Raw genomic sequence first — 26991 nt, 5'->3', positions numbered from 1 at the left:
ACGTCGCCGTCGTAGTCGTCCGAGAAAGCGAAGACCGCCATGAAGCCGATCCGCCTCGTCACCGCCGCGCTCGCCGCGATGGCGCTGACCACGCCGCTGGCCCTCGTGGCCGCGGCCTCGCCCGACCCGGGTGAGCTGTCCGCAGGCCACGCGAAGAAGGACAGCCTCCGCTGGGTGGCGCCGAAGGGGTTCTACATCGGCACCGCCGCGGCCGGTGGTGGCCACCACGAGGACCAGCCCTACCCCGACCCGTTCACCAAGGACCTCGAGTACCGCTCCGTGCTGGCCAAGGAGTTCAGCTCGGTGTCCGCCGAGAACCAGATGAAGTGGGAGTACATCCACCCGGAGCGCGACCGCTACAACTTCGGGATGGCCGACGCCATCGTGAAGTTCGCGCAGCGCAACCGGCAGGTGGTCCGCGGGCACACGCTCCTGTGGCACAGCCAGAACCCGGCGTGGCTCGAGCAGGGCGACTTCACCGCCGACGAGCTCCGCCAGATCCTGCGCGAGCACATCACCACCGTCGTCGGCCGCTACAAGGGCAAGATCCAGCAGTGGGACGTGGCCAACGAGATCTTCACGGACACGGGCTCGCTGCGCACCACCGACAACATCTGGATCCGCGAGCTGGGCCCCGGCATCATCGCCGACGCGTTCCGCTGGGCGCACGCGGCCGACCCCAAGGCCGACCTGTACTTCAACGACTACGGCGTGGAGAGCGTCAACGCCAAGAGCAACGCCTACCTCGCGTTGATCAAGGACTTGAAGGCGCAGGGCGTGCCGGTGCACGGCTTCTCCGCCCAGTCGCACCTCAGCACCCGGTACGGCTTCCCCGGCGACCTGGAGACGAACCTGAAGCGGTTCGCCGACCTCGGCCTCGGCACCGCCATCACCGAGCTGGACGTGCGGATGGACCTGCCGGCGAACGGCGTGCCGACCCCGGAGATGCTGGCCAAGCAGGCCGACTACTACAACCGGACGCTGGTCGCCTGCCTCAACGTCGAGGGCTGTGACTCCTTCACGATCTGGGGCTTCACCGACAAGTACTCCTGGGTGCCGGTGTTCTTCGCCGGCGAGGGCGCGGCGACGGTGATGTGGGAGGACTTCACCCGCAAGCCCGCGTACGACGTCATGCAGTGCACGCTGGCCAAGGAGTCGGTCGAGCGCGGCGAGCGCCACCCGCACCTGCCGGCCTGCGCCAAGTAGGTCCCGACGCACGCTCCACCGCGTCCCCGCGAGACCGTCGGCCCCCGTTCGAACCCGGAGTTCGGGCGGGGGCCGATTCCACCCGTTGACCGAACGCGGTCACCGGAGCCCGGGTCATCGGAAGCCCGGGTCGGTGACGCACGCCACGTGCGGGCGGGAACACCGGTGGCCGCCACGCCGTTGGAACACCCGGTCGGTGCGGTCCGTGTCCCCGGGCCTCACCCAGCGCCTTCGCGGAACACCGTTCGGCTGGAGCCGCGTCGAGCCACTCGCCGAGAGGCGACCGCCGCGCCGACCCTCGACTTCCCGGAGCGACGTCCACCGAGTCGGTGACGTCGACCGCATCACCGCACGCGTCACGGGAGCCCTGGGACCTGCGGCGCTCGCCGAGCACTTCGCCCGCGGCACGGCGCAAACCCCCGACCGGGCGCTGACCGGCCGCACGGGACGGCCGGCTCGGCCTTGATCGAGCCGGCCGTCGGCGGCCTCAGACGGGCAGGACCTCCAACGAGCCCGGTCCGGCGACGTGCCGGACCCCGGCGGTCACGCACTGGAGGGGGTCGAAGGTCAACCGGGCGCTGATGAGCACGAGGGTGCGGCCGGCGAACTCACCGGAGTTGATCGTCGCCACCACGATCCCCACGTTCTCCCCGACGGGCCGCTGGCTCAGCGTGATGCCGCCGGTGAAGTGGGACGTGCCCGTGTGGTGGCCCGCCGCGTCCTCCCACCTGACCGTGCCGGACGCGTTGGTGATCGGCGCGTTGATGCTGCAACTGATCAACCCCGACGCGGAGGCGGTGTAGTCGGCGAACACGTGCTCGTCATCGATGACCTGGTTCGCGCAGGGGCCGAATCTGCCGGCCACGGTCACCTCGTTCAAGCGGGGCAGCAGCGTCAGTCCCGGGTCGATGCTCTGCTCGACGTAGCCGGGGCACGCCACCAGGGGCGCATCGGCGTCGGCGTGGGCCGGTTGCGTGGTCACGAGCGCCGCGCAGAGCAACGCGCAGCCGGTCACGAACGCCATGAGGGGAGAGGAGCGCTTCATCGCGGGATCCGTTCTCGAATGGGCAATCGTCTTCCGCGAAGAGAATCGGTAGGCGGCTGTCCCATCGTGAGCGGCCTTTCAGGTGGTTCGGGGTGCACCCGTTCGCCCGCTCCGGCACACCGTCGGTGGCATCGCCAGGTCAGGCCGACTCGCCGGCGTCCCGATCCCTGAGGTACCGGGTGTGGTCGGCCTGCTGGTCCACGTCCGCCGCGTACAGGCGTTCGGCCAGCCGGTGGGCCTCGGCCTCCAGCAGGCCGAGCTGGGTGACCAGCTCGTCGCCGGGGCTCGGCTCGCCGCCCGCCCGCTGCTTCACCGCGAACCACCACGGCAGGTTCAGGTACGTCTGCACGGACAGCGGCAGGTCGGTGCGCGCCAGCCGGACCACGGTGTGCCGCAGGTCCGGGTCGACGGCCAGCGCCTCGGGCCGCGCGAGGAGGTCGCCGAGCACCGCGCCGATCCGGCCGACGGCGGCGACGGCGGGCTCCGGCACCCGGGACGACCGCGCGCCCACCTCGCGCACCAGGTCGTCCAGTTCCACGCGGAGCAGACCGGCCTCGGTGACCGCGTCCACCGGCACCAGCCGGATCCTCTCCGGCGGCGCGAGCAGCGCGCCGACCGCGTACAGCCCGGCCACCACGACCGGCCACACGCCGCCGACCACGCCACCGAGGTGCAGCAGCACGCCGACGAGACCGCCGACGCAGCCGACGAGGTTCTTGGTCGAGCCGAGGTAGCGGATCACTGGTAACCGCGGATCTCCTGGAACACGTCGCCGAGTTCGGCGGCGCGGGCGTCGAACACCTTGCCGCCGGTCATGGCGGCCACCTGGCCCAGCTCCACGCCGCTGCCCTCGCCGAACAGCACGGTGAACACGGGCACCTGCCGCACCGACGCGGGCACCGAGCCGAACGACGCCTGGAACTCGGCCAGGCCGGAGCCGTTCGCGTTCTCGCCGTCGGTCATCAGCACGATCGACGTGAACCGGTCCGGGTCGGCCGCGACCAGCGGCTCCATCACCTCGTACGCGCGGGACAGGCTGTCGTAGATCGCCGTGCCGCCGCCTTCCTCCAGCGCTTCGGCGTACGCCTTGATCCGCGCCAACTCGGCCCGCGGGTCGCCTTCGGGCAGGGTGAACGTCCGCGGCGCGCCCGGCGTGGTGTCGAACGGCAGCATGGTCACCTCCTCCCGGCTGCGGAAGCGGCGGAAGCGACCGGTGAGCGAATCGTCCGCGCCGGTCAGGCCGACCAGCGCGGACCGCAGCGACGCGATCCGGTCGCCGGCCATCGAACCGGACGTGTCGAGCACGTACAGCGTGCGCGACGGGCGCCGGATCTCGTCGAAGTACGCCGAGAGCAGGGCGTCGACGGAGTCGCGCGCGGCCGGGAACGGCAGCTCCACCAGGTCGCGCACGGCGAACCGGGAGTCCAGGTCGACACCGGGCACGACCGGCCGCCGGTGCGTGGTCTCCACGATCTGCCGCTGCACGTCCGGTGTGCGCAGGTGGTCGGTGAGGCGTCGGTGCGCGTCACGCGCGTCGTCGCCGGAGTCCGCGAGCAGGGTCAGCGGGTAGTCGGCGGTGACCACGCCGTCGGCCGGGTAGACCAGCGTGAGCGGCTCGGGCAGGGCGCCGGCGGCGTTCATCGAGAGCAGCACGGACTCGTAGTTGATCAGCCCGTCGACCTGCGCGCCGGGGTCCTGGCCGGTGGCGCGGCGCTGGTAGGCCTCCGACAGCCAGCCCGACGACCCGGCGGAGAGCGACTGCGCGGCGAAGAAGCCCTTCAGGCGCGGTGTCACCGCCGCGATCTGGCCCGCGTCGACGGCGTTGCCCGCGCCCGCCAACGCCGACGCCACACCGACCAGGGCGGAGAAGCCGGAGTTCGACGCCGACGGGTCGGTCATCCCGTAGCTGAACGCCTTGTGCGACGCCTGCTCGGCGATCTCGCCCCAGCCGACGCGCCGGTCGGCCCACCCCAACCGCTTCGCCGACGACGTCGACAGGCCGAGCACCACCGGCGAGCTCATCACCTTGACCTGGTTGCCGAGCCGTCTCGCGGCCTCCGGGATGGCCGCCGGGTAGCGGTTGGAGGAGAACCAGACGGCGTCGTACTTGCCGTCGACCTCGCCCTTCGCCAACGCCTCGGCCCCTTCCAGCGTGCCGGTGAAGGTGAACTCCACCTCGACGCCGGTGGCCTTCGCCGCCGCGTCCAGCACCGGCTGCACGTCGGTCAGCTCGCTGCCCGCGAGCACCCGCAGCACACCGGGTCTCGCCGGACCCGCGGGCTGCGCCGGATCGGGCTCGGCCTCGCCGGTGCACCCCGCGACCACCAGCACGGCGGCGAGCACGAACGCTGTCCTCATCGGTCCCCCTCGACCGCCGTCGCGTCGTGCGACCGGCGCAAGTGCTCTTCCGCGCGGCGGATCTCCCCCGACAGCGACTCGACCGTGACCGCCATCGTGCGCACCGCGTCCGCCCGGTAGCCGTCGACCGCGTCGATCGCCGCGTAGATGCGGTCGAACGACGCGCGGATCGTCTCCACCGCGACGGCCGGGTCGCTGCTCGCCCGGCGGATCTCCGCGCCTTGCAGGTCCAGCAGTTCGGTGTTGGCGCGGATCAGGCCGTCCGTGGTGGCCCGCAGGGCGGCGACCTCGTCCAGCACGTCGCGCTGGCTCGCCAAGGCGCCGCTCACCAGCAGGGCGATCCGCAGCGCCGCCACGGTCGTGGTCACCGCGCGTTCCACGCCCCGGATCAGCTCGTCGTTGTTGCGCCGCACCAGGTCCAGCGCCAGGTAGCCCTGCGCGCTCACGGCGAGCTGCGTCAGCAGGTCCTGGTGGCGTTGCCGGATCGGGTGCAGCACGTCCGCGCGCAACGCCCGCGCCCGGGCCGGGTCGGTCAGGTCGAACACCCCGGCCTGCCGGTCGACCGCCGCGTCCACCGCCTCGGCGAACGCGGCGGCCTCGGCCAGCTTGCCCATGGCCCGCCACAGCCGCTCCCGCTCGCCCTTGATGGTGGCGTTGTCGCGGCGCAGCACGTCCTGCCGGTTGCGCAGGTCCCCCACCAGGGCGTTCACCGGCTCGCCCGCCGCGCGGTAGCGGTCGAGGGCCTTCTTGGCGGCGTTCGCGACGGGGAAGACCCTCAGCAGCTTGCGGCCGGTGATCGGCAGCTTCGCCGGGTCCAGCTCGGCGACGGTGCGGCGCAGGCCCGACAACGACGTGGTGACGTGCACCTGGGGCGAGTCGTCGCGCAGCGCGCGGGCCGAGCGGTCCAGCATCGCGCCCGCCACGCCCGCCGCCGCGCGCATGTCCGCCTCGCCGACGGCGAGCACGTCGTCCAGCACGGCGGTGAACTCCGGTGACCGCACGTCCAGCTCTCGCAGGCGGTCGGCGAACCGCTCGGCCCGGCGGTCGACGTCCGCGCGCACGTCCTCGCCGAGCGTGATCAGCCCGGCCGCGCGGTCGACCGGGATCGGCGCCACGGGCTCCGGCGGGGTGAGGGCGAACTCGTCCATCAGGAGGCGACCGCGTCGAGCAGGCGTTCCAGCGTCTCGAACGACGGCGGCTCGACCGCGTCCACCAGGTCCGCGGGCGCCTTGTCGCCCACGACGTCGGCGAACACGCGCGGGTCGGACGTGCGGAAGCCGAACGTGGCGGCGAGCCTGGACAGCTCGGGATCGGTGCTCAGCAGCCGGCCGACCCGGTCGCCCCGGTCGGACAGCGGGACCAGCGTGTGCTTGGAGTACACGGTCGGCGCGAGGTAGAGCAGGCGCATGTCGGCGCGGATCGAGCCGTCGGCGCGCAGCACCCGGTCGACGTACTGGGACTCGTAGATCAGCGCGAGCGGCGTCTTGCCCATGCCGGCCGCGAGGTAGTCCTCGAACGGGCCCTCGGTGCTGTTCTGCGTGTAGCCCTGGTCGCGGAAGAGCCTGGCGACGTCGGGCAGCACGGCCGCCTCCTGCTCGGGCGTGCCGACCACGGTGTTGCCGTTGGCCACGAACGACACGATCGACAGGTACATCGCGGCGGAGTTCGACTCGGCCGGGTTGGTCGTGGTGATGAGGACGTTCTTGCGGGCCGGGTAGGCGGTGTTGCCGGGCAGCTGGTCCCAGCGCGTGCCCGCCTCGGTCAGCGCCAGGTACTCGGCCACGTCGAGCACCCGGTAGTCGCCCGCGCCCTTGGTCACGACGCCGGCGGCTTCGAGCAGCGCCACGATCGGCTCGAACGTCGCGACGGCCATGGGCGACTGGAACGGCGTGTGCGCGGCGGTCGTCTTGCGGTCGCGCTGGATCCGCTGCGCGGCGGGCGAGGACGACGGGAACGCGAACTCGTACTTCCCCAGGTCGACGGACGTGGCGATCTGCCGTGAGCCGGCCGTGTCCACCTCGACCGCCAGGCCGTGCTCCGCGAACGCCTCGGCCACCCTCGGGTCGCTGAAGAAGGCGAGCTTCTCCGACCCGATGACACCGCGCACGGTGGTCAACCCACCTGGAGCCCCGCCCTCCGCGTCGTCCGGACGACCCCACACGACCACCGCGACGACCGCCGCCAACAACACCACGGCCAAGCCGATGGACAACCGGCGTTTCACTGGACCCGCTCACCCCCGTGTTCCCCGGCGATCATCTCCGCCGCCCGACTCGTTTGACGCGCGAAGCGGCGATCACGGGGCGAACGGTTGATGAACGGAAGGTGACGATGCCGCGTACCCGGCGGCCAGCACGGTGATCGCGCACGCCACGTACGCGGTCGTGCGCGGAGAGGTGAGCTCGGCGAGCGCCGGTCCGGCCAGTGCGCCGACGACCGTCGCCGCCGCCTCACCCGTGAACAGCACCGCGCCGACCCGCCCCAGCACCGCGGTCGGCGTCACCCGTTGCAGGACGGTCTGCGTGACGACCAGGACGGCCGAACCCGACAGCCCGACCAACGCGGCGGCGGGCAGCGCGGCGGGCAGCGACGTCGAGCTGAACAGCAGCGCGAATCCGGCGGAGGTGGCGACGAGCGCGCTCGCCAGCAACGGGCCCGACCTGAGCCGGTCGACCAAGACCCGGGTCGCCGGAGCGCCCAGCAGGAAGCCCGCGCCCAGCGCGGACATCACCACCCCGACCGGTCCCGCGCCGCCCAGCGTGGTCATCCCGAACGGCACCAGCAACGCGCTGAGCGAGGCGTTCGCGGCCAGGAAGGCCGTGCTCACGACGAGGAGCGCCTTGGCCGTTCGTGCCGAGCGCAGGAACGCGAGCCCTTCCCGCAGTTCCTCGCGCACGCCCGGTCCCCGGTCGCGACCGCCGCCTCGGGCCGTCGCCGCGATCAACCCGGCCGCGACCAGGTAGCTCGCCGCGTCCGCCGCCACCAGGGCAGGGAAGCCCACCAACGCCGTCAAGGCGCCACCCAGCGGTGCGCCGACGAGTCGGGCCACGCCGTCGGTGAGGGAGTTCAGGGCGTTGGCCCCGCTCAGCGCCGTGCCGGTGCCGACCACGACGGGGGTGTGCGCCTGGGCCGCGGGCCGGAACACCACCGTGCCCGTGCTCTCCACGACCAGCGCGACGTAGACCAGCCAGAGGTCACCGGGGTCGCGGGCGAACAGCAGGAGGGTGACGGCGGCGGCGCGCAGCACCTCGGCCGCGACCATCGCCCGCCGCCGGTCCCACCGGTCGACCAGCACCCCCGCGACCGGCCCGAACAGCAGCGGCGGCAGGAACTCCGCCGCCAGTGCCGCACCCGCCGCCATCAGCGAGCCGGTCAGGTGGAAGACGTGCGCGGGCACGGCGACGACGAGCAGCCAGGTGCCGAACACGCTGACGGTCCGTGCCGCCCACAGCAGCCGGAAGTCCCTCACGCGCAGAGCGGTCAACATCCGGTGACTATCCCAAGAAGACAGTCATCCCGGGTAGTGTTCTGACAAGATTGGCCGCGTGGGACACGAACTGGGGCAACGGCTCCGTGCGCTGCGCGCCGCGAACGGGCGGACGGTGGCCGCGGTCGCCGCCGACGCGGGACTCTCCGTGCCGTACGTGGCGAACCTGGAGAACGGTCGGGGCAACCCGACCGTCGACGCGCTCACCCGGTTGGCGGAGGCGCTGGGCACGCGGCTGACCGTCGGGTTCGCCGACACCGACGACCAGCCCGCGCCCCCACCCGCCGAGCTGCCCGCCGCGCTGGTCCGGCTCGGTCGCACCACCCGGTTCCGCCGGGACGTCCACGCCGTGGCCGAGGCCACCGGTCAGAGCGCCGACGGCCTGGCCGGGCGGCTGCTGGACGCGCTGGCCCGCCTGTCCGCCCTCACCGGCCGGGACCTCACCGAGCCGGACTGGCTGCGGCTGCTCGACGCGCTGCTGCTCGTCGCGGCGCACCCCGACCCGGGCGAAGGGGCTCAGTAGGCCATGAACAGGATCTCGTCGCGCGAGTAGTCGTGGCCCGGGTGGTTCTCCTTGAGGTGCTGCTGGGTCTTCGACACCAGGTCGTCCTCGTCCTGACCCGTGATGTGCTCGCCGCAGGGGCAGGTGATGTTCTGCTTCATCGCAATCCTCCGCTGGTGATCTCTCCCCGTCGACTCTACTGAACGTGACGACGTTGTCGACCGACCGAGTTCGGTGCCGTCACCGGCGCAGCACGCGTGGGTCGGCGTCGAGGTCGTCGCCCAGGCGCAGGGTGATGAACTCGTTGTCGTCGGGCTTGCCGGGCGTGCGGCCGGACGAGGACGGGAAGTTGTTGTCGTTGAGCACGCCGATCGTGCGGTCGTCCAGGACCACCACGTCCTCGATCGTGGTGAACGGGAAGGTGAAGGTCTCGCCGAAGCCGCCGAGCCGGCGCGGGTCGGCGATGTCGAGCAGGTCGGCCACCAGCGTCTTGTCCAGTTTGCCGTCCCGGTCGCGGTCGCGCTTGTCGGCCAGGTAGACGCGCTTGACCTGGGCGTCGACGCCCTGCGCCCCGTCCCGCTCGATCACCAGCAGCCGGTTGCGGTCCACCGTGACGGCGTCGCCGATCGCGTGTTCCGGCTTGTCGAGCTGGTAGGTCCAGCGGACGCCGGTGTACCGGCCGCGCGCGACGTCGAACTCGTTCAGCCGCAACGCGCCGGGCTCGTCGCCCGCGACCGCGCCCTCCAGCAGGGCGTCGAGCGTGCGGCCGTCGGCGGACAGCGCCAGTCCTTCGTAGCCCTTGCTGCCGCCCAGGTTGGGCGTGCCCGCCGGGTTCTCCGGCGCGAAGACCCCCGGCAGCGGCACGGGCGGTGCGAGCAGCCGGCCCGCGCGGTCGAAGTGCAGCAGGTAGGGGCCGAACTCGTCGCCCACCCAGTACGTGCCGTCACCGGCGCGGACGATCGACTCGACGTCGAAGTCCGCGCCGGTCAGCACCCGGTCGGGCCGGGTGAGCGGGAACGGCACGTGGCCCTTCGGGTCGGTCAGCGCGACGCCGCCGAGGACGTCGACGGCGCCCGTGCCGAAGTCCGGGCCGATCCGGTGCAGGCGGAGGGTGAAGTCCGCGCTGTTGGCCTTGGTGCCGTAGCCGTTGTCCGAGAGCACGTCGAACGTGCCGTCGGCGTTGCGCAGCACACCGCTGAAGCCCTGCACCGGCTGGTCGGCGAACGGCGGCACGACCCCGTTCACCGGCGTGGCGCCCAGGGCCGCGCCGGACGGCTCGCTGCCGGGCACGAACGTCACGGCGGGCAGCGCGGCGAACCCGGTCAGCGTGGCGCGGCCGAAGTCGTGGCGGCCGGTCGGCGCGGCCGAGCCCGGCGCCGCCAGCGACGCCAGCACGAGCGCGGACAGGCCGATGACCAGTGGTCTCTTCATGGTGTTCCGTTCTGCCTCGGCACGCCGCGCTCGGGGCGCGCGGTCGGCGGAACGGTAGGCGGGCCGGGTGGACGGGCGGGGCGTCCGAGGTGACGCAGGGGTGGTCCCGCCGGCGTCGTTGCCGCGGGACCACCCCCGACCGAGGCGTCAGCCCGCGTACGCCTCGAACTCGGCGAGCTGGGCGGCGGGCCAGCCCGTGTTGCCGGTGACGGTCAGCCGCAGGTAGCGGTGGTTCGCCGAGACCGGGATGCTCACCTGGTTGCCGGACGCGGGGTCGAACCGGAACCCGGCCGACGCCACCAGTGGGCTGTAGCTCGTGCCGTCCGCGCTGCCGGAGAGGCTCAGGGTCTGCGTGCGCGCGGCCCACGCCGTGGCGGGCGGGAGCTTCAGCACGACCCGGTTCACCGCGATCCGGCTGCCCAGGTCGACGGTGAACGCCTGCGGGAACGCGTTGTTCGGGCTCTCCCAGTAGGTGGTGGCGTCACCGTCCACCGCGTTGCCGCCGGGGAAGCCGCCGTTGGCCGTGGCCTGGACCGGCTTGCCGCGTGCCACGTTGCCCTGCGGCGGTGGCGTCGTGGTGGTCGTCGTGGTGGTCGTGGTGCTCGACGCGTACGCCTCCAGTTCGGCCAGCTGGGCGGCGGGCCAGGCGGTGTTGCCGGTGAACGTCAGCCGCAGGTGGCGATGGGTGCCGGAGACCGGAATGGCGACCTGGTTGCCGGACGCGGGGTCGAACCGGAACCCGGCCGACGCCACGAGTGGGGTGAAGTTCGCGCCGTCCGTGCTGCCGGAGACGCTCAGGGTCTGCGTGCGCGCTTCCCACGCGGTGGGCGGCGGGAGCTTCAGCACCAGGCGGCCGACGTTCTCCGACCGCCCCAGGTCGACGGTCAGCGACTGCGGGAACTGGCTGTTCGCGCTCTCCCAGTAGGTGGCCGGGTCGCCGTCCACGGCTTGGGCGGCCGGGAAGCCGCCGTTGGCGGTGGAGGCGCTGATCGCCTTGCCCCTGGCCAGGTTGCCGCCCGGCGGAACGGTCGTGGTCGTGGTGGTCGTCGTCGTGGTGGTCGTGGTGCTGGTGCTGGTCGGCGGGTTGGTCGGATCGGTGTAGATCGGGTCCGGCCACGGGCCGCAGTACGACGGGCCGTCCCAGCCTGAGTTGCCCGCGCCCTTGGTGAGCTGGAACCCGTTCTCGCCGAGGCAGCTGTAGATGCCCGCGCGGCCCAGACCGGTGGCGGTGACGTTGGTGAACGTCGCCGCGCCCGGCGACTGGAGCTGGATGCCGAACGTGCCCGCGCCGTTGATGCGCACGCCGTCGAAGTGGACGTTGGTGATCGTGCCGCTGATGAACTGGATGGCCTCGTAGTTGCTGTCGATCAGGTCGGTGTCGGTGACGTCGATCCGGCCGTTCATCGCGCCGTCGCGGGCGTCGAACCAGAGCGCGCCCACGCCGAACTGCCAGTTCGAGTCGAGCACGCCCGCGCGCAGCGTGGTGTTCTTCGACAGGGTGGTCGTGCCGGACAGGGGCACCGAGGAGAACCGGTTGCCGACGTGGATGCCGCCGCCCTGGTCCTGGGTGTCGGCCACGACGTTCTCGGTGGCGACGTTGTCGCGCCCGCCGTAGATCGCGATGCCGTTGGCCTTCATCGGCACGACCACCGTGTTGCGGCGGATGGTGTTGCCGTGGTCGGCCTGGTGCTCCGACCAGAACGCGATGCCGTCGTCGCTGATGTTGCGGAACAGGTTGTGCTCGATCAGCACGTCGCTGATGCCGCGGTGCAGGTTCATGCCGTCCGCGAGCTGGTCGACGACCTTGTTGTTCCGGATGGTGAGGCCGGAGAACGGGCCGTCCAGCCACAGGCCGACCTTGGTGTGCTGCAGGAACATGCCGGAGATGACCGAGCCGCCGCCCAGCGCGCCGCCGATGGCGTTGGTCTGATCGCAGTCGACCCGGTTGGTGACCTCGCCGATGATCGCGAAGTCGTGCAGGCCGACGCGGGAGCTCGCGCCGGAGTTGCCGCCCTGGCCGCAACTGGACGGCTCGCCGAGGCCGTAGAAGCCGACCCGGTCGCCGGTGACCACGCTGTGCCAGTGGCCCGCGCCGCGGACGGTGACCTGGTCGACGGTGATGTGCTTGGTGACGGTGAACCGGCCGGCCGGGATCCACACCTCGCGGCCGGACGCCTTGGCGGCGGCGACCGCGGCGTCGAAGGCGGCGTTGTCGTTGGCGCCGTCGTTCGGCGTGGCGCCGTGCTCGGTGACGGAGACCGAGTTCGCGGGCCTGGTGGCGGCGGGCGCGACGAGCTCGAAGTCGGCCAGGTCGATCGTGTAGGACGGCGCGGTGTCGCCCGCGTCGACCTGGAGCCTGACCTTCGAGCCCGCGGCGAGCGTGCGGCCGAACAGGGCGCGGGTCGAGTCGTAGAGGTGGTGCGGCTTGCCCTGGTTCGGGTCGTTGGCGTAGGGGTAGCCGCCGTAGCGCCACGCGTACTTCGAGGTGAGCGTGAGACTCGTGGTCTTCGCGCCGTCGAGGTAGAGCGACAGGGGCGCGGTGATGCCCGCGCCGTTGTTCCCGTCCGGGACGCTGTACCGGAGGTCGATCGAGTTCGCCGGCTCGGTGAGCGTGAACTCGACGTACTTGCCCTGGCCGGACAGCGTCACGGCGCGGCGGCCGGATGCCTCGCCCTCCAGCGTGCCCTGGCGTCGGCCGGGTCCGATCTTCGTGCCGTTCGTGGCGGCGGTCTCGGCCTCGTGCTCCACGAAGGGCACGTCGGCGCCTCGGCCGGGGATCTCGAACGGCGACGTGGCCGCCGCGGCGACCTGGGCGGCGACCTCGCCCGGTGCGGCGGCGATCGTCAGGGCGGCTAGCAGGGAGGTGGCCACCGCCGCCGCGCCGAGCGCCAGGGGACGCCGGAGGGTGGGGTTGACTCGCATGGGTTCAGCCCTTCGTTGGACGGGACCTCGAACTGCGGGCAGGGATGTCACAGGGTGTGGCGTGGCGCACACCATAAGCAGCACGATCAGCCGTCCGCAAGATGTCTACTTAAACACGCAAAATCCCGACGACGGCTGATCACGGCACGGCGGATCGCCGACTTGCGGGGTGTTTGCGGAAACTTGCGCACGCTTGCGCGGCTGCTCGGAGGCCGGCCGGCGCCTTCGGGACCGCGCGCGGGCAGGGCGAACGCTCTAGTAAGAACCGCTGAGCTTGCGGTGGTCCCAGGAGACCACGGAGGTGGGCGCGAACCGCAGCCCGACCCGTTTCACCGCCTGCGCGGCCACGAACGCGTCCAGTTCCGGTCCGCTGTGCCCGGAGTAGCGGGCGGCCACCGCCGCGCCGATGCGGGTGACCTCGGCCCGCTCCTCGACCAGCCGCGCGTCGCACTCCATGGTCACGCCGCGCAGCTGGTCGTAGGTCTCCCCCGCCTCCAGCTGCACCGTGGCCTCGGGCTTGCGGCGCAGGTTCGCGACCTTCTGCGACGCCCGGTACGTCCAGCCGACCAGCTCGCCGTCCTCCACGACGAACCACAGCGGCACGAGGTGCGGTCTGCCGTTCGGGCCGATCGTGGCCACCGTGACCACGCGCTGCTCCTCCAGGAACGCGCGCACCTCGTCCGTCGTCATCGTGATCAGCGCCCGGCGCGACATGACCGTCAGGATAGGCGGCTGTCCTCGCGCGGCGCCGCCGAGCCGGGTCCGGCGGTCAGGTCGCCGACCACGCCCTGCTCCAGCAACACCAGGAACACGTCGACCAGGTCCGGGTCGAACCGCGCGCCGCGGCCGGAGCGCAGCTCGCGCACGGCCTGCTCGTGGGTCAACGCGCGCCGGTGCGGCCGGTCGGCGCGCATCGCCGCCCACGCGTCGCAGACGAACAGGATCCGCGCCTCGATCCGGATGTCGTCGCGGGCCAGGCCGTTCGGGTAACCGGCGCCGTCCCAGCGCTCGTGGTGCTGGCGGACGACCTCCGCCACCTCGCCGTGGTCGGGCAGCACGCCGACCATGCGCGCGCCGCTGTCGGGGTGCTCCTTCAGCAGGTGCCACTGCTGGTCGGTGAGCGCGCCGGACTCGGAGAGCAGGTCGTCGGGCAGCACGATCATGCCGACGTCGAGCAGCCGTCCAGCGCGGTGCGCGGTGTGGACCTCGGCGGGGTTCCGCTTCAGGTGGTCGGCGATGGTCCGCGCCCACTCGGCGACGGCCAGGCTGCGCCCCGGACTGGCCATGCGCAGGTCGACCAGGTCCGCGACCTGGTTCAGGTAGTCCACCGCGACGTCCTCCCGGTGCTCGGTGAGCGATGTGCCACCGGCGACCGCCCGGTCCCGGCCGAGGTCCTTGGCCAGGTACAGCGCACGGTCTGCCGCCGACACCAACGCGGACGCGTTGCCGTAGTGCGGCGCGAACGCGGCGGTGCCGGCGGAGAGCGTAACCGTCACCGATCTACGACCGCTCACGGCGATCGGATGGTGGGAGACGCCGTGCCGCAGCCGTTCCGCGAGGCGGCTCAGGTTCTTGGCGTCCGCACCGGTAGCGATCAGCGCGAACTCCTCGCCGCCGTACCGGGCGAGCACCCGGCCCTGGCCCGCGATCGCGCGCAGCCGGTTGGCCACCTCGACCAGCACCCGGTCGCCGGCCGGGTGCCCGAACCGGTCGTTGATCGACTTGAACCGGTCGACGTCGAGGATCACCACGCCCAGCGGCGCCCCCGTGCGCCTGGCCCGTGCCACGTCCTCGGCGAGGCGGGCCTCGAAGTAGCGGCGGCTGCACAGCCGGGTGAGGCTGTCGGTGATGGCGAGCCTGCGCTGGTCGACCGCGAGGCCCGCGAGTCGGGTGGCGGTCAGGGCGAACAGCACCGCGCAGCCGGCCGCGATCACCGGCACGTCCCGGCGCACGCCGTGCGCGTTCTGCACGAGCAGCAACGCGGGCCCGATCAGCGCGCCGCCGGACAGGATCGCCAACCGCGGCCAGCTCAACCGCAGCGCGGGCACGTCGACGGCCTGCGCCATCCGCCCCATCGACGGGTGCAGGGCGCACGCGCCGAGGGCCAGGTTGCCCGCCAGCCAGATCGCGTCCAGGAAGTTGCCCGCCGCGTAGCTGAGGTCCAGGCGCTGCAACACGTACGCGGTGTCGGCGGTGAGGATCGCGACCAGCCACAGGGCCAGCAGCACGAACGACGCGTCACGCCGCCCGCCGCCGAACAGCAGCCGCAGGGAGACCAGCAGCAGCACCAGGTCCATCAGCGGGTAGGCCAGCGACACCATCTCGACCAGCAGCGGCGTGCCGAGGCGGGTCTGCGGGCCGATCACGAAGACCCACGACAGCAGGCCCGCGACGACCGTGAGCGAGACCGCGTCGATCAGGCTGGGCAGGTCGCGGTCGGAGCGGCGCTGCCGGATCAGCATGAGCAGGCCGACCACGACGAGCGGGTAGTGGCCGAGGTAGAAGGCGTCGGCGACGGCCGGGTAGCTGGGGTCGTTGAGCACGTAGTGCGAGATGTAGAACGTGGTGTCGGCCAGGGCGTACACGAGTTGGCTCAGGCCGAGCACGAGCCACGGCGCGCGCGGCTCGGGCCGGTTGCGCCGCACGCCCCACCACACGGCCAGCGCGGCGGACGAGCTGACCGCGCAGTAGACGACCACCCGCAGCGGAATCGTGCCGACGAAGATCGGCAGGGCGTAGTAGGTACCGACCGATAACAGGCCGAAAGCGAGGTAGACCATCCACAGCTGATGTTGTCGGCCGATCGGGATTTCGCGGTTTTCGACCGACTTGGCTCCGGCGACGCGCAATCCCGGCACTCCCCACTGAGGCAACGCTGACGTTCGACAAGGCGGGGCTATGAGATCGGCAAAGAGGACTCCGCGTCAACTCCCGTTGCCGAGTCTTCATCCACAGAACCGGCGGGACATGCCCGTCGCCACGGTGTCGGAGGGCTCTATAGAGTGCCTATTGGTCATGCCGCCGTCGTCGGTGACGAGCGGTGCCCGGACGAGGGGGAACGATGGCGAAGGACGCGAAAGACCTGTTGGAGCGGGTTCGGGAGGAGCTGAAAGACGAGGGCGGGACGAACCGGCTGGTGCCGTTGATCGCATCCGGCGAGGCTCCGCTCGACGCGGTGAAGGCGTTGGCGGCGGAAGAGCACCGCATCGTGCAGAGCGATTGGCGAGCGTTCCTCACGTTGGCCGCGCAGTCTCCCCTGCCAGCGCAGCGCGAGTTCTTCGCGACGGTCGCGGGAGGCGAGGGACTGGCGTTGGCCAAACTGGCCGATTTCGCCGCCGCGAGCGGTCTGACGCCGGATGACGTGGCCGCGTACCGACCGTTGCCGGGGTGCCAGGCATATCCGTCGTACGTGGCCAGGCTGGCGTTGGACGGCAATCCGCACGACGCGCTCCTCGCGATTCTGGCGAACTTCGCGGAATGGGGTGGCTATTGCGCGACGATCGCCGCCGCGCTGCGCGAGCACTACGGTTTCGACGACGCGGGCTGCGCGTTCTTCGACTTCTTCGCCGAACCCGCGCCGGAACTGGACGCGCTGGGCCTGCGCGCGTTGGACGCCGTCCTGGCCACCGGCTGGTCCCCCGCCGGCGCGATGCCCGCCGCCCGCCTCCTGCACTCCTACGAACTGCTGTTCTGGAACACCCTCGCCGACCTCCCCTGACCCGAGAGTCCTACCTCCCCCCGCGAGAGTCCTACGTTCACGGCGCGAGAGTCCTACGTTCACGACCACTGAGTTCTACGTTCACGCATCGCCGAGCGTTCAACTCGGGGTGCGTGAACGTAGGACTCTCGCGCGGTGGACGTAGGACTCTCGGGGTTAGTGGGGGACGGAGGGTTGGGCGTCCCAGTTCTCGGCCAGGTCGGGGCGGCCGAAGAGGTAGCCCTGGGCGTAGGCGCAGCCGGCGTTGCGCAGCCAGTCCGCCTGGGCCTGCGTCTCGATGCCCTCGGCGACGGTGTGGGCCCCGAGCACCTCCGCCAGGTCGATGATGCAGCGCACGACGCCGGCGGTGCGGCCGGTCTCGGCGAGGGCGTTGGTGAACGACCGGTCGATCTTCACCACGTCGAACGGGTAGCGCTGAAGGTAGCTGAGCGACGAGTACCCGGTGCCGAAGTCGTCCAACGCGACCCGCACGCCGGTCTCCCGCACCTCCATCAGCCCGCGCATCGCGGCGCCGTCGGCCCACACCGACTCGGTCACCTCGATCGTCAGCCGTTCCGGCGGCAGGCCGGTGGTCTTCAGCACCCGGTCCAACGACGGCAGGAACGCGGGCGCGGACAGCTGCTTGGTCGAGACGTTCACCGTCACCCCGAGCGCGCGCCCCTGCTCGCGCCACCGCATCGCCTGCTCGCACGCGCCGGCCAGCACCTTGTTGCCCAGCGGCACGATCAGCCCGGTCTCCTCCGCCAGCCCGATGAACTCGCCGGGCGGGAGCAGCCCGTGCCCCGGCCGCTGCCACCTGACCAACGCCTCCGCGCCCGCCGCCTCCGACGTCGCCAGGTCCACGATCGGCTGGTAGTGCAGCACCAACTGCCCGTCGGACACGGCCGTGCGCAGGTCTGCCTTGTCGCGTTGCCGGGCCAGCACCCGCTCGCCCATCTCGGGCCGGAACAGCCGGATCCGCCCGCCGCCCTCGCGCTTGGCCACGTACATCGCGGTGTCCGCGTCACGCAGCAGGTCCGCCGTCCCGACCCCCGGCGACGACACCGCGATGCCGACGCTGGCCCGGATCACCGTGTCGTGCCCCAGCCCGGTCAACGGCCGCGCCAGCTCGGACAGGATGCGGGTCGCCAGCCGCGCCGCGTCACGCACGTCGTGGCCGGGCGCGAGCACCGCGAACTCGTCGCCGCCGAGCCGCGCGGCGGTGGCCACGGGCCCGACGGCCCGGCCGATCCGCTCGGCCGCCGACACCAGGTACCAGTCGCCCGCCTCGTGCCCCTCGGCGTCGTTGATCTCCTTGAACCCGTCGAGGTCGATCACCAGCAGGCCCACCGCCTCACCGGCGGGCAGCGCCGCGTCCACGAGGTGCAGGAAGTGCGCGCGCCCGGCGAGCCCGGTCAGCTCGTCCCGCTCGGCGCGGGTGCGCAACTCGTCCTCCAGCTCACGGCGCTTGCTCACGTCCAGCGCGGTGACCAGGGTGTGCGGTTCGGAGACGTGCTCGACCGGCACCGCCTGCACCGCGAGCACGCCGGTCGAACCGTCCGCCCGGGTCACGCGGACCTCCACCGCGTCATCGGCCGTGCGGCAGCCGCGAGCACAGGCGGTGATGTCGGGACCGTGCGGGCACGGCACCCGGCCGGGCGCCGCCTCGGACCACGAGAGCAGCTCGCGCGCCCGATCGTTGTGCAGCAGCGGCACTCCCTCGGCGTCGACCAGCACGAGTCCGACCGGGCTGGCCCGCACCACCGCCTCGACGGTGCGGTGGGCGTCGCGCACGAGCCGCGCCGAGCGCACCGCCTCGTGCAGCGCGGTCGCGACGACCGCCAGGCCCACCAACGGCATCACGACCGAGGCGACCATCGGACCGGTCACCGTGACCGGGGTGACGGAGAGCCACACCGTGAACCCGGTCAGGAACCCCAGCAGCGCGGGCATCGCCCGCAACGGGAACCGTTCGTGGTCGGCGCCGCGGAGCGCGCGCTGCACCGTCACCGCGAACACGAAGCCGAGGGCGGGCTGCGGCGTGGGCAGCACGAAGATCGCGCCGTGCGCGATCGCGCACTCCACCAGCGCGACCAGCCAGCTGTCCCTCATCGGGCGCAGCAGCCACGACACCAGCACGAGCGGCACCAGCGCGAGGAGCACGAAGCGACCCGGCCCGTCGCCGACGACGAGCAGCTGGACCGCGAACGCGACGGAGCTGAGCCAGGCGTAGGCCCCGGTCAGCAGCCGGATCCGGCGCAGCGCGGGTTGGCCGGGTGACGAGAGCGCGTCGTCCACCACGGTGCGGCTTGGACGAGCCACGCCCCGTTACCCCCAGATCAAGCGGCGATCGACTGAACACCCCCGCGGAAGATCGAACTATCCATACCGGTGTTCGCGTTCTCAACCGCCATTCGGGTGAGTCCACTATGGACCGGGCCCGGGCGCGTGCCGGCGGTCAGGACCCGGGGGTGGACCCCTTGGGCGGTTCGCTGTCGGGCAGCGGGTCCGGCGTGGTCTCCACGAGGTCGGCGGCGACCGCCTTGGCCTCGTCGATCTTGCGCCGGGAGGCGGCCAGGCGCGCGTCCTCCTCCGGCGTCTCGACCCGGAAGTCCTCCGCCGAGCGGTGCTCGTGTTCGTGATCGTCAGCCATGCGACCGGGGTTTCCGCCCACCTCGCCGCCAAACTTGGACACCGGCCGCACGGCGGGCTACCGTCGATAAGAGCCCGCTGGTTCGTAAAGCCGTCGAGGAGATCCGATGTCGAGCACGACGACCGCGCCGCCCCGCCCGTCCGCGCGGCGGCGCGTCACCTTCACGGCGGTGCTCCTGACGGTGACCGCGCTGCTGTTCTGGCTGCCCTGGACCGGTCTGCTCGCGCCGAGCGCGCGGTGGCCGTGGCCGGTGCAGGTGTTCGGCACGGCGTTCTTCGTCGTCACGTCGGTGGCGTTCCCGCTGCTGCTGGTCCGCGCGCACGGCCGCCGGCACTCCGACCGGGCGTCACGGGCCGCGCACCTGATGCTGGGCGTCGCGTGGGTGTTCTTCGCCTGGACCGTGATCACGCACGTCCTGCGGGTCGTGCTGGCGGTGGCGGGCGTGGAGAACCCGTTCCGCGCCCGGTTCGTCGCGATCACCCTGCTCGTCGTCGGTCTCGCACTGGTCGGGTACGGCATCCGCGAGGCGCGCCGCGTGCCCCGGGTGAAGCGGACCGACGTGCCGCTCCCCCGGCTCGACGAGGCGTTCGACGGCCTCACCATCGCGGTGCTCGCGGACACCCACTACGGCGCGATCGACCGCACGAAGTGGTCCGTCGGCACGGTGGCGGCGGTCAACGCGCTGGACCCCGACGTCGTCGTGCACGTCGGCGACATCGCGGACGGCACGGTGGCGCAACGCCGCGGCCAGGCCGCCGCGCTCGGCGACGTCCGCGCGCGGCACCTGTTCTACGTGTCGGGCAACCACGAGTACGGCAGCAATGCGCAGGCGTGGCTGGACCACATGACCGAGCTGGGCTGGACGAGCCTGCACAACCAGCACCGGGTGATCGAGCGCGGCGACGCGCGGTTGGTGTTCGCGGGCGTGGACGACGTCACCGGCGCGTACTCGGGCGAGACGGGGCACGGCGCGGACCTCGACGCCGCCCTCGCCGGCACGCGCGCCGACGACCCGGTGGTGCTGCTGGCCCACCAGCCCAGCGAGATCCCCAAGGCGGTGGCGGCGGGCGTCGACCTCCAGCTGTCCGGGCACACGCACGGCGGCCAGATCTGGCCGTTCCACCTGCTGGTGCGCCTCCAGCAGCCGGTGCTGGCGGGGTTGAGCCGCCACGGCGAGCGCACGCGGTTGTACACGAGCCGGGGTGCGGGCTTCTGGGGTCCGCCGCTGCGCGTCTTCGCGCCGAGCGAGATCTCCTTGCTCACGCTGCGCGCCGCCTGATCCACCCTGCGTGAACCTAGGCGTACACCGTGGGTATTTCGGCCCTACCCACACAGGTGTACGCCCCACACGAACGAGTGAGTGCCGTTGTTCGGTGGCACGGCGCGGTCGCACGCTCGGTGAAGAGGGACGGTCGGTCGCGGTCGCAGTCACGACGCCGTTGGGGGACCTCGCACCACCGACGCCGCCGAAGGAATCCCATGAACGACTTCTCCCGACGAGACGTTTTCCGGCACGGCGCGACCGCCGCCCTGGTCGCCGTCACCGCGGCCGGTTTCGCCGGCCTCGCTTCCTCCGGCGCCGCGGCCGGTCCGGGCCGGGTCGCCGCCCTCGCCGATCCCCGTGACTTCGAGGAGGACTACAAGGGCAAGAAGATCAAGGGCGAGCACGACAAGGCCAACGGCAGGCACAAGGTCCACGTCAACGGCAAGAAGCTCGGGGTCGTGCAGGTCCAGCTGCCCGTGGCGCCCGAGTCGACCGCGACCTACACCGCCGTGGTCAGCACGCTCAACCACTTCGACCCCATCCCCTTGGACGAGGGGGACAACCGGGACGGCCTCAAGAAGCTGGCGAAGCTCGCCGTGGACCAGCTCGGCGACCAGGAGCTGACCCACGACGCCGACCACCCGCACCCGTGATCGGCGCTCGACCGCCCGCGAGAGGAACGAGCCATGGGCACCCGCAAGAGCGTGGCCGCGCTGACGGCCACCGAGAAGTCCGACTTCGTCGCCGCCGTGAAGGCGCTGAAAGCGCAGAGCGGTGGTCGTAACTACGACTGGTTCGTGCGCACCCACATGACCTACTTCAACGCCGTCAACAGCCACAACTACGCGCACATGTCGCCGTCGTTCCTGCCGTGGCACCGGCGCTTCCTGCTGGAGCTCGAGAACGGCCTGAAGGCGGTCAACCCGGCCGTGAACCTGCCGTACTGGAACTGGGCGGCCAACCGCTCCACCACCGGCGCGCCCTTCACCTCCGACTTCATGGGCGGCAACGGCTCCGGTGGCAACGGCTCCGTCCTCACCGGCCCGTTCGCCGGTTCCACGAGGTGGCGCGTCAACGTCAGCGCCACGAGCTCGACGTCCCTGCGACGGGCGATGACGCTGCGCGGCTCGCTGCCCACGACCTCCGACGTCGACTCCGTCATGGGCGTGTCGACCTACGACGTGTCGCCGTGGAGCTCCTCGTCGGGCAGCGGCATGCGCAACCGGGTGGAGGGCGGCCTGTCGCCGAACCTGCACAACCGCGTCCACGTCTGGGTCGGCGGGCACATGGCGCAGGTCGACTCGCCGAACGACCCGGTGTTCTTCCTGCACCACTGCAACATCGACCGGCTCTGGTCCCGCTGGCAGGCGCGCTGGGGTTTCGGCGCCGGGCAGTACCTGCCGGGAGGTGGCGTCGCGAACGTCGTCGACGTCGACGAGGTGCTGGAGCCGTTCGGCGTCACCGTCTCCTCGACCCTGGACCACCGCGGCGGTTACACCTACGCGTGACCGGGCGGGCATGATCTGCCCGTGAAGGTTCTCGTGGTGGGTGCGAGCGGGTTGGTCGGGCAGCACGTCGTCGGGCGGTTGCGGGCACGGGGGCACGACGTGACGTCGGTGGCGCGGACCGCGCGGGACGGGGTGGACCACACCCTCGACGCGACGACGGCCACCGAGGCGGTGTTCCGGGCGCTGCTGGCGGGTCACGACGGCGTGGTGTTCGCGGCCGGCGCGGACGACCGGGAGGTGCCGCGCAAGCCGGCTTACCCGGTGTTCCACCGGGGCAACGTCGCACCGGTCGTGCGCCTGCTGGCCGCCGCGCGCGAGGAAGGGCTGAGCCGGGCCGTGGTGCTCGGGTCGTACTACACGCACTTCCACCGGCTGCACCCGGAGTGGCGACTGGTCGAACGCCACCCGTACATCCGCAGCCGGGTCGAGCAGGCGCGGGAGGGTCGGGTGGCGGCCGGGCCGGGGCTGCCGGTGGCGGTGCTGGAGCTGCCGTTCGTGTTCGGCCGGGCCGGTGACCGGCTGCCGAACTGGTCGGGCCCGTTGGACAAGTGGGTCCGGTCGCGGTCACCGCTGCTCGCGCCGCCCGGTGGCAGCGCTGCCACGACGGCCGCGCACGTGGCCGACATCGCCGTCGACGCGCTGGAGCGGGCGTCCGGTGAGGACATCCCGGTGGCGGCCGAGAACCTGACGTGGCCGGACATGATCGGCCGCATCGCGACGGCCGCCGGTCATCCGCGCGCGGTGCGCCGCCTGCCCGGCGCGGTGGTGCGGGTGGCGTTGCGGCTGACCGGGCTCGCGCAGCGGCTGACGGGCAAGCAGTCCGGGTTGGACCCGGCGCACGCCGGCAGCCTGCTGCTGCGCGAGCTGTTCGTCACGCCGCTCCGACCGGTGTCGGTGGACGCCGCCATCGCCGAGACCTTCCCCGGCAACCGGTAGGACCGACCGGACGGGCCGTCGGGACCGGTCAGTACGCCCGGCGGCCGGTCTGCGGCGGCTCGTAGTCGTAGCCGTCGTCCTCGGGCACGTCGAACGGCAGGGGCCGGTTGGTCCACGAGTCGACGAGCACCACGATGGCGGCGCAGACGATGACGACGACGCCGACCCAGCCCAGACCACCCCAGATCAGGATGCCCGCGATCAGCACCAGCGGCAGGACCATGAACAGGCAGAACGGGTCCACACGCCCGAAATGCCGCCGTCCTCCGGAACTCGCCATCTACGCCCTCCCAGTCAAGCGCCTCCCCGGGTGAACTTACGCGACACGTCCGGCACGGCGATCAACCGGGCGGTCACGCGCCGCGCTGCTCGCGACCGGGGTACCGGCCGCGGGCGCGTTCGAGGACCGTGGCGAGCACGGCCGAGATGATCATGCCGACGCCGAGCCCGAGGTGCAGCAGGTTGTCGGCGGCGTTGAACGGCGCGAAGTTCGCCGCGCCACCGTCGTGGTCGATCGAGTGCACCACCGACCCGTAGACCCACAGCAGCAGGTAGACGAACCCGCCCGCGCCGAGGAACAGCCGGGACGCGCCCCGCGAGGACGCCGCCAGGATCCCGGCCACGCCGAACAGCAGGTGCACCGCGTTGTGCAGCACCGACACCTGGAACAGGCCGAACAGCATGGCCTCGGATCCCGGTCCGGCGAAGCGGATGCCGTCGAGGGCGGACGTCACACCCGGCACGAAGCCCAACACCCCCACTACCAGGAACACCACGCCGACGAACAGCGCGATCGCCTGGACGGGACGGCGGCGGGTGCCGACGCGGTCGGTCGAGGTCGTCATGGCAGTCCTCCGATCAACTCCTGCGCTTGGCGTACCCGGCCGGTGCCGGCTGAAACGACGGTCATACCTTCCGCAGATGCGGAGTTATACTTCAAAGCGTGCCGAATCTGCGGATCAGTGACGCCGCCGCCCTGCTCGGGGTGAGCGACGACAGCGTGCGCCGGTGGATCGACCAGGGCCGCTTGAGCGAGGTGCAGCTGGACAACGGGCGCAAGGGCGTCGACGGCCGCGAGCTGGCCGAGTTCGCCCAACACCTGGCCGAGGCGCCGGAGCCGGGGGTGACGGTGGCGGCGTCGGCGCGCAACCGGATGCGCGGGATCGTCACGCGCGTGGTCAAGGACGGGGTCATGGCGCAGGTCGAGCTGCAGGCCGGGCCGTTCCGCCTGGTGTCGCTGATGAGCCGCGACTCGGCCGACGAACTGGGCCTGGAGGTGGGGGGCGTGGCGGTCGCGTCGATCAAGTCCACGCACGTCGTGGTCGAGATCCCGGAGGCGTGATGCGCGCGCTGGCGCCGGCGGCGCTGCTGCTGGTGGTGGTGGCCGGCTGCGGCACGCCCGGAGCCGGCGCGGACGACCGGGTCACGGTGTTCGCGGCGGCGTCGTTGACCGAGGTGTTCACCAGGCTGGGCGAGGACTTCGAGGCGGCCGACCCCGGTGTGGAGGTCGTGTTCAACTTCGGCGGCAGCTCGGCGTTGGCGCAGCAGATCGGGCAGGGCGCGCCGGCGGACGTGTTCGCCTCGGCCGCGCCCGCCAACATGGCGCAGGTGGCCGACGCGGGCGGGACGGCCGCCGAGCCGGTGACGTTCGCGCGCAACCGGTTGACGATCGCGGTGCCGGCGGGCAACCCGGCGGGGATCACCGGCCTGGCCGACTTCGCGGACGCCGACGCCAAGATCGCGTTGTGCGCGGAGCAGGTGCCGTGCGGCGCGGCGGCGAAGCGGGCGTTCGAGGCCGCCGGGGTGACGGCGCGACCGGACACGGTGGAGCAGGACGTGAAGGCGGTGCTGACCAAGGTGCGGCTGGGCGAGGTGGACGCCGCGCTGGTGTACCGCACGGACGTGCGGTCGGCCGGCGGCGAGGTCGAGGGCATCGGGTTCCCGGAAGCCGACCGGACGGTCAACGACTACCCGATCGCGCCCCTGGTCGAGGCGCGCAACCCGACCGGCGCGCGGGCGTTCGTGGATTTCGTGCGGTCCGACCGGGGTCGGGCGGTGCTCGCCGAGGCCGGGTTCGACGCGCCGTGACGTCGACCCGTCGTCGGGCCGCCCGCCGTCGGACCGGGGGCAGGCTGCCGGTGGCGCTGGTGCTGCCGGCCGTGGCCGGGCTCGCGTTCCTGCTGATCCCGTTGGTCGGCCTGCTGCTCCGCGCGCCGTGGAGCACGTTGCCGTCGCGGTTGTTCAGCGCGTCGGTCGGCGAGGCGCTGCGGTTGTCGTTGGTGTGCGCGACCCTGGCGACGGTGGTGTGCCTGGCGCTGGGCGTGCCGCTGGCGTGGCTGCTGGCGCGTGGCGACGTGCCGGGACGGGGTGTTCTGCGGGCGCTGGTGACGGTGCCGCTGGTGCTGCCGCCGGTGGTGGGCGGGGTGGCGTTGCTGTTCGTGCTCGGCAGGCGCGGGCTCGTCGGGCAGTACCTCGACGCGTGGTTCGGCCTCTCGCTGCCGTTCACCACCGCCGGGGTGGTGCTGGCGGAGGCGTTCGTGGCGATGCCGTTCCTGGTCATCTCGGTGGAGGGCGCGTTGCGCGCGGCCGATCCGCGGTACGAGGAGGCCGCCGCGACGCTGGGCGCGTCGCGCTGGACGGCCTTCCGGCGGGTCACGCTGCCGTCGATCCTGCCGGGGGTGGTCGCGGGCACGGTGCTGTGCTGGGCGCGGGCGCTGGGCGAGTTCGGGGCCACCATCACGTTCGCGGGCAACTTCCCGGGCGAGACGACCACCATGCCGCTGGCCGTGTACCTGGCCCTGGAGACCGATCCGGACGCGGCGATCGTGCTGAGCGTGGTGCTGCTGCTGGTGTCCGTCGGTGTGCTGGCCGCCCTGCGCGACCGGTGGATCAGCGGGCCGTCATGACGTTGCACGCCGACCTGAGGGTCACCCGCGGCGCGTTCCGACTGGCCGCGGAACTGGTGGTGGAGCCGGGCGAGGTGGTCGCGCTGCTCGGCCCGAACGGTGCGGGCAAGAGCACCGCGCTGCGCGCCCTGGCGGGGCTGCTGCCGTTGAGCGGCGGGCACATCCGGCTCGGCGGGCAGGCGTGGGACGTGCCGCCGGAGGTGTTCCGGCCCGCCGAGCGGCGTCCGATCGGCGTGGTGTTCCAGGACTACCTGCTGTTCGCGCACCTGTCCGCGCTGGAGAACGTCGCGTTCGGGCTGCGCGCGCGGGGCGCGGGACGCGCGGCGGCACGGGCCGAGGCGGCACGGTGGCTGGACCGCGTCGGGCTGGCCGCGCACGCGAAGGCCAAGCCGCGCACGCTGTCCGGCGGGCAGGCGCAACGCGTCGCGCTGGCCCGCGCCCTGGCCACCGGCCCGGACCTGCTGCTGCTGGACGAGCCGCTGGCCGCGCTGGACGCCGCCACCCGGCTGCACGTGCGGGCGGAACTCGGCCGGCACCTGCGCGACTTCCCCGGCCACACGCTGCTCGTGACGCACGACCCGCTGGACGCGATGGTGCTGGCCGACCGGCTGGTGGTGCTGGAGCACGGCGAGGTCGTGCAGGAGGGCACGCCGACCGAGGTGGCCCGCCGGCCGCGCACGGACTACGTCGCCGACCTGGTCGGCCTCAACCTGTACCGCGGCACCGCGCACGGCACGACCGTGGCGCTGGACGCCGGCGGCACGCTCACCGTGGCGACGCCGGCGACCGGGCCGGTGCACGTGGTGTTCCCCCCGACCGCGGTCGGCCTGCACCCCCGGCAGCCGGCCGGCGGCCCGCGCAACGCGTGGCGCGTCACCGTGGCCGGGATCGAGCGGCACGCGCACACCACGCGCGTGCGGCTGGACGGCGCGCCGCCCGTGCTGGCCGACATCACCACCGCGACCGTCGCCGACCTCCGGCTCCAGCCCGGTGACGAGCTGTGGGCCGCCGTGAAGGCCACCGAGGCACGCGTCTACCCGTCCTGACCTCTGTGAGTGACCAACCACTCTTATGCT

At 72.5% G+C, this 26991-nt stretch carries 26 protein-coding genes; 11 read left to right on the top strand and 15 right to left on the bottom strand.

All coding sequences use genetic code 11. From position 1 onward, the window contains the following. Positions 1 to 39 precede the first annotated feature (39 nt). Positions 40 to 1206 carry an endo-1,4-beta-xylanase gene (locus ACQPYE_RS18815; RefSeq protein ID WP_498722720.1) on the top strand — a complete coding sequence of 389 codons (1167 nt, stop codon included), beginning with the start codon at positions 40 to 42 and terminating at the stop codon, positions 1204 to 1206. 487 nt (positions 1207 to 1693) lie between these two features. On the opposite strand, the gene ACQPYE_RS18810 is transcribed toward ACQPYE_RS18815, so the two are convergent. The 6 genes from ACQPYE_RS18810 to ACQPYE_RS18785 form a co-directional block, all read right to left on the bottom strand. Further along, positions 1694 to 2251, bottom strand: a complete 558-nt coding sequence (locus ACQPYE_RS18810; RefSeq protein ID WP_498722719.1) for a hypothetical protein — start codon at positions 2249 to 2251, stop codon at positions 1694 to 1696. Positions 2252 to 2390: 139 nt separating this feature from the next. After that, positions 2391 to 2993, bottom strand: a complete 603-nt coding sequence (locus ACQPYE_RS18805; RefSeq protein ID WP_498722717.1) for a hypothetical protein — start codon at positions 2991 to 2993, stop codon at positions 2391 to 2393. Next, complete coding sequence (locus ACQPYE_RS18800) at positions 2990 to 4609, bottom strand: substrate-binding domain-containing protein (protein ID WP_498722716.1); 1620 nt, start codon at positions 4607 to 4609, stop codon at positions 2990 to 2992. Before ACQPYE_RS18800 ends, ACQPYE_RS18805 begins: the two co-directional genes overlap by 4 nt. Beyond that, a complete protein-coding gene (locus ACQPYE_RS18795; RefSeq protein WP_498722715.1) occupies positions 4606 to 5757 on the bottom strand; it encodes a toxic anion resistance protein in 1152 nt (383 codons plus the stop codon). Before ACQPYE_RS18795 ends, ACQPYE_RS18800 begins: the two co-directional genes overlap by 4 nt. Next, the gene (locus ACQPYE_RS18790; RefSeq protein ID WP_498722713.1) at positions 5757 to 6833 is read right to left on the bottom strand and encodes a hypothetical protein; all 1077 of its coding nucleotides are present in this window, start codon (positions 6831 to 6833) and stop codon (positions 5757 to 5759) included. The genes ACQPYE_RS18795 and ACQPYE_RS18790 overlap by 1 nt, the downstream gene beginning before the upstream one ends. 72 nt (positions 6834 to 6905) lie before the next feature. Beyond that, on the bottom strand, positions 6906 to 8096 hold the full coding sequence (locus ACQPYE_RS18785) for an MFS transporter (protein WP_498722712.1): 1191 nt from the start codon (positions 8094 to 8096) through the stop codon (positions 6906 to 6908). A 58-nt stretch (positions 8097 to 8154) separates the two neighbouring features. On the opposite strand from ACQPYE_RS18785, the gene ACQPYE_RS18780 reads away from it, so the two are divergent. Further along, positions 8155 to 8619: a helix-turn-helix transcriptional regulator gene (locus tag ACQPYE_RS18780; RefSeq protein ID WP_498722710.1), complete on the top strand. Its 465-nt coding sequence runs from the start codon at positions 8155 to 8157 to the stop codon at positions 8617 to 8619. Here ACQPYE_RS18780 and ACQPYE_RS18775 read toward each other — a convergent pair. From ACQPYE_RS18775 to ACQPYE_RS18755, 5 genes are all read right to left on the bottom strand, one after another. Further along, entirely contained in the window at positions 8613 to 8759 is a 147-nt protein-coding gene (locus tag ACQPYE_RS18775; protein WP_498722709.1) for a DUF1059 domain-containing protein, read from the bottom strand. The two genes, ACQPYE_RS18780 and ACQPYE_RS18775, sit on opposite strands and share 7 nt — an antisense overlap. Positions 8760 to 8838: 79 nt before the next feature. Further along, the gene (locus tag ACQPYE_RS18770; protein WP_498722707.1) at positions 8839 to 10029 is read right to left on the bottom strand and encodes an esterase-like activity of phytase family protein; all 1191 of its coding nucleotides are present in this window, start codon (positions 10027 to 10029) and stop codon (positions 8839 to 8841) included. Between the two features lie 147 nt (positions 10030 to 10176). Next, the gene (locus ACQPYE_RS18765; protein ID WP_498722705.1) at positions 10177 to 12951 is read right to left on the bottom strand and encodes a discoidin domain-containing protein; all 2775 of its coding nucleotides are present in this window, start codon (positions 12949 to 12951) and stop codon (positions 10177 to 10179) included. Positions 12952 to 13206: 255 nt separating this feature from the next. After that, positions 13207 to 13665, bottom strand: coding sequence for a pyridoxamine 5'-phosphate oxidase family protein (locus ACQPYE_RS18760; protein WP_498722703.1), 459 nt, complete (start codon positions 13663 to 13665; stop codon positions 13207 to 13209). Between the two features lie 5 nt (positions 13666 to 13670). Further along, positions 13671 to 15731 (bottom strand): diguanylate cyclase, encoded by a 2061-nt coding sequence (locus ACQPYE_RS18755; protein WP_498722701.1) that lies wholly within the window; start codon positions 15729 to 15731, stop codon positions 13671 to 13673. Positions 15732 to 16012: 281 nt separating this feature from the next. Here ACQPYE_RS18755 and ACQPYE_RS18750 point away from each other — a divergent pair, with 281 nt between their 5' ends. After that, positions 16013 to 16669: a thiaminase II/PqqC family protein gene (locus ACQPYE_RS18750; protein ID WP_498722699.1), complete on the top strand. Its 657-nt coding sequence runs from the start codon at positions 16013 to 16015 to the stop codon at positions 16667 to 16669. 156 nt (positions 16670 to 16825) lie between these two features. On the opposite strand, the gene ACQPYE_RS18745 is transcribed toward ACQPYE_RS18750, so the two are convergent. After that, the gene (locus tag ACQPYE_RS18745; RefSeq protein WP_498722698.1) at positions 16826 to 18970 is read right to left on the bottom strand and encodes a putative bifunctional diguanylate cyclase/phosphodiesterase; all 2145 of its coding nucleotides are present in this window, start codon (positions 18968 to 18970) and stop codon (positions 16826 to 16828) included. 136 nt (positions 18971 to 19106) lie between these two features. Beyond that, positions 19107 to 19301 carry a hypothetical protein gene (locus ACQPYE_RS18740; RefSeq protein WP_498722696.1) on the bottom strand — a complete coding sequence of 65 codons (195 nt, stop codon included), beginning with the start codon at positions 19299 to 19301 and terminating at the stop codon, positions 19107 to 19109. Between the two features lie 106 nt (positions 19302 to 19407). Between ACQPYE_RS18740 and ACQPYE_RS18735 the strand changes: the two genes are divergently transcribed. The 4 genes from ACQPYE_RS18735 to ACQPYE_RS18720 all read left to right on the top strand — a co-directional run bounded on the left by ACQPYE_RS18735 (position 19408) and on the right by ACQPYE_RS18720 (position 23009). Further along, positions 19408 to 20580, top strand: a complete 1173-nt coding sequence (locus ACQPYE_RS18735; protein ID WP_498722695.1) for a metallophosphoesterase — start codon at positions 19408 to 19410, stop codon at positions 20578 to 20580. Between the two features lie 200 nt (positions 20581 to 20780). Continuing rightward, positions 20781 to 21218 carry a tyrosinase family oxidase copper chaperone gene (locus tag ACQPYE_RS18730; protein ID WP_498722693.1) on the top strand — a complete coding sequence of 146 codons (438 nt, stop codon included), beginning with the start codon at positions 20781 to 20783 and terminating at the stop codon, positions 21216 to 21218. 33 nt (positions 21219 to 21251) lie between these two features. Further along, positions 21252 to 22073 carry a tyrosinase family protein gene (locus tag ACQPYE_RS18725; RefSeq protein WP_498722691.1) on the top strand — a complete coding sequence of 274 codons (822 nt, stop codon included), beginning with the start codon at positions 21252 to 21254 and terminating at the stop codon, positions 22071 to 22073. Positions 22074 to 22094: 21 nt separating this feature from the next. Further along, positions 22095 to 23009 (top strand): NAD-dependent epimerase/dehydratase family protein, encoded by a 915-nt coding sequence (locus tag ACQPYE_RS18720; protein WP_498722690.1) that lies wholly within the window; start codon positions 22095 to 22097, stop codon positions 23007 to 23009. Between the two features lie 28 nt (positions 23010 to 23037). Here ACQPYE_RS18720 and ACQPYE_RS18715 read toward each other — a convergent pair whose 3' ends face one another. Together ACQPYE_RS18715 and ACQPYE_RS18710 are read right to left on the bottom strand one after the other, a co-directional pair. Beyond that, entirely contained in the window at positions 23038 to 23289 is a 252-nt protein-coding gene (locus ACQPYE_RS18715; protein ID WP_498722689.1) for a hypothetical protein, read from the bottom strand. Positions 23290 to 23362: 73 nt separating this feature from the next. Beyond that, on the bottom strand, positions 23363 to 23854 hold the full coding sequence (locus ACQPYE_RS18710) for a DUF4383 domain-containing protein (RefSeq protein WP_498722688.1): 492 nt from the start codon (positions 23852 to 23854) through the stop codon (positions 23363 to 23365). 98 nt (positions 23855 to 23952) lie between these two features. Here ACQPYE_RS18710 and ACQPYE_RS18705 point away from each other — a divergent pair, with 98 nt between their 5' ends. Genes ACQPYE_RS18705 through ACQPYE_RS18690 form a run of 4 tightly spaced genes read left to right on the top strand, consistent with a single transcriptional unit; the run spans position 23953 to position 26961 of the window. After that, a complete protein-coding gene (locus ACQPYE_RS18705) occupies positions 23953 to 24351 on the top strand; it encodes a TOBE domain-containing protein (RefSeq protein ID WP_498722687.1) in 399 nt (132 codons plus the stop codon). Next, the gene (gene modA, locus ACQPYE_RS18700) at positions 24351 to 25097 is read left to right on the top strand and encodes a molybdate ABC transporter substrate-binding protein (RefSeq protein WP_498722686.1); all 747 of its coding nucleotides are present in this window, start codon (positions 24351 to 24353) and stop codon (positions 25095 to 25097) included. Before ACQPYE_RS18705 ends, modA begins: the two co-directional genes overlap by 1 nt. Continuing rightward, a complete protein-coding gene (gene modB, locus ACQPYE_RS18695; RefSeq protein WP_498722684.1) occupies positions 25094 to 25915 on the top strand; it encodes a molybdate ABC transporter permease subunit in 822 nt (273 codons plus the stop codon). The genes modA and modB overlap by 4 nt, the downstream gene beginning before the upstream one ends. After that, positions 25912 to 26961, top strand: a complete 1050-nt coding sequence (locus ACQPYE_RS18690) for an ABC transporter ATP-binding protein (protein WP_498722683.1) — start codon at positions 25912 to 25914, stop codon at positions 26959 to 26961. Before modB ends, ACQPYE_RS18690 begins: the two co-directional genes overlap by 4 nt. The last annotated feature ends 30 nt before the right edge of the window (positions 26962 to 26991 follow it).

Source organism: Actinosynnema sp. CA-299493 (assembly GCF_050946825.1).
GTDB lineage: Bacteria > Actinomycetota > Actinomycetes > Mycobacteriales > Pseudonocardiaceae > Actinosynnema.
The sequence above is the reverse complement of the archived record's forward strand: the minus strand, read 5'-3'. Positions and strand labels throughout refer to the sequence as shown.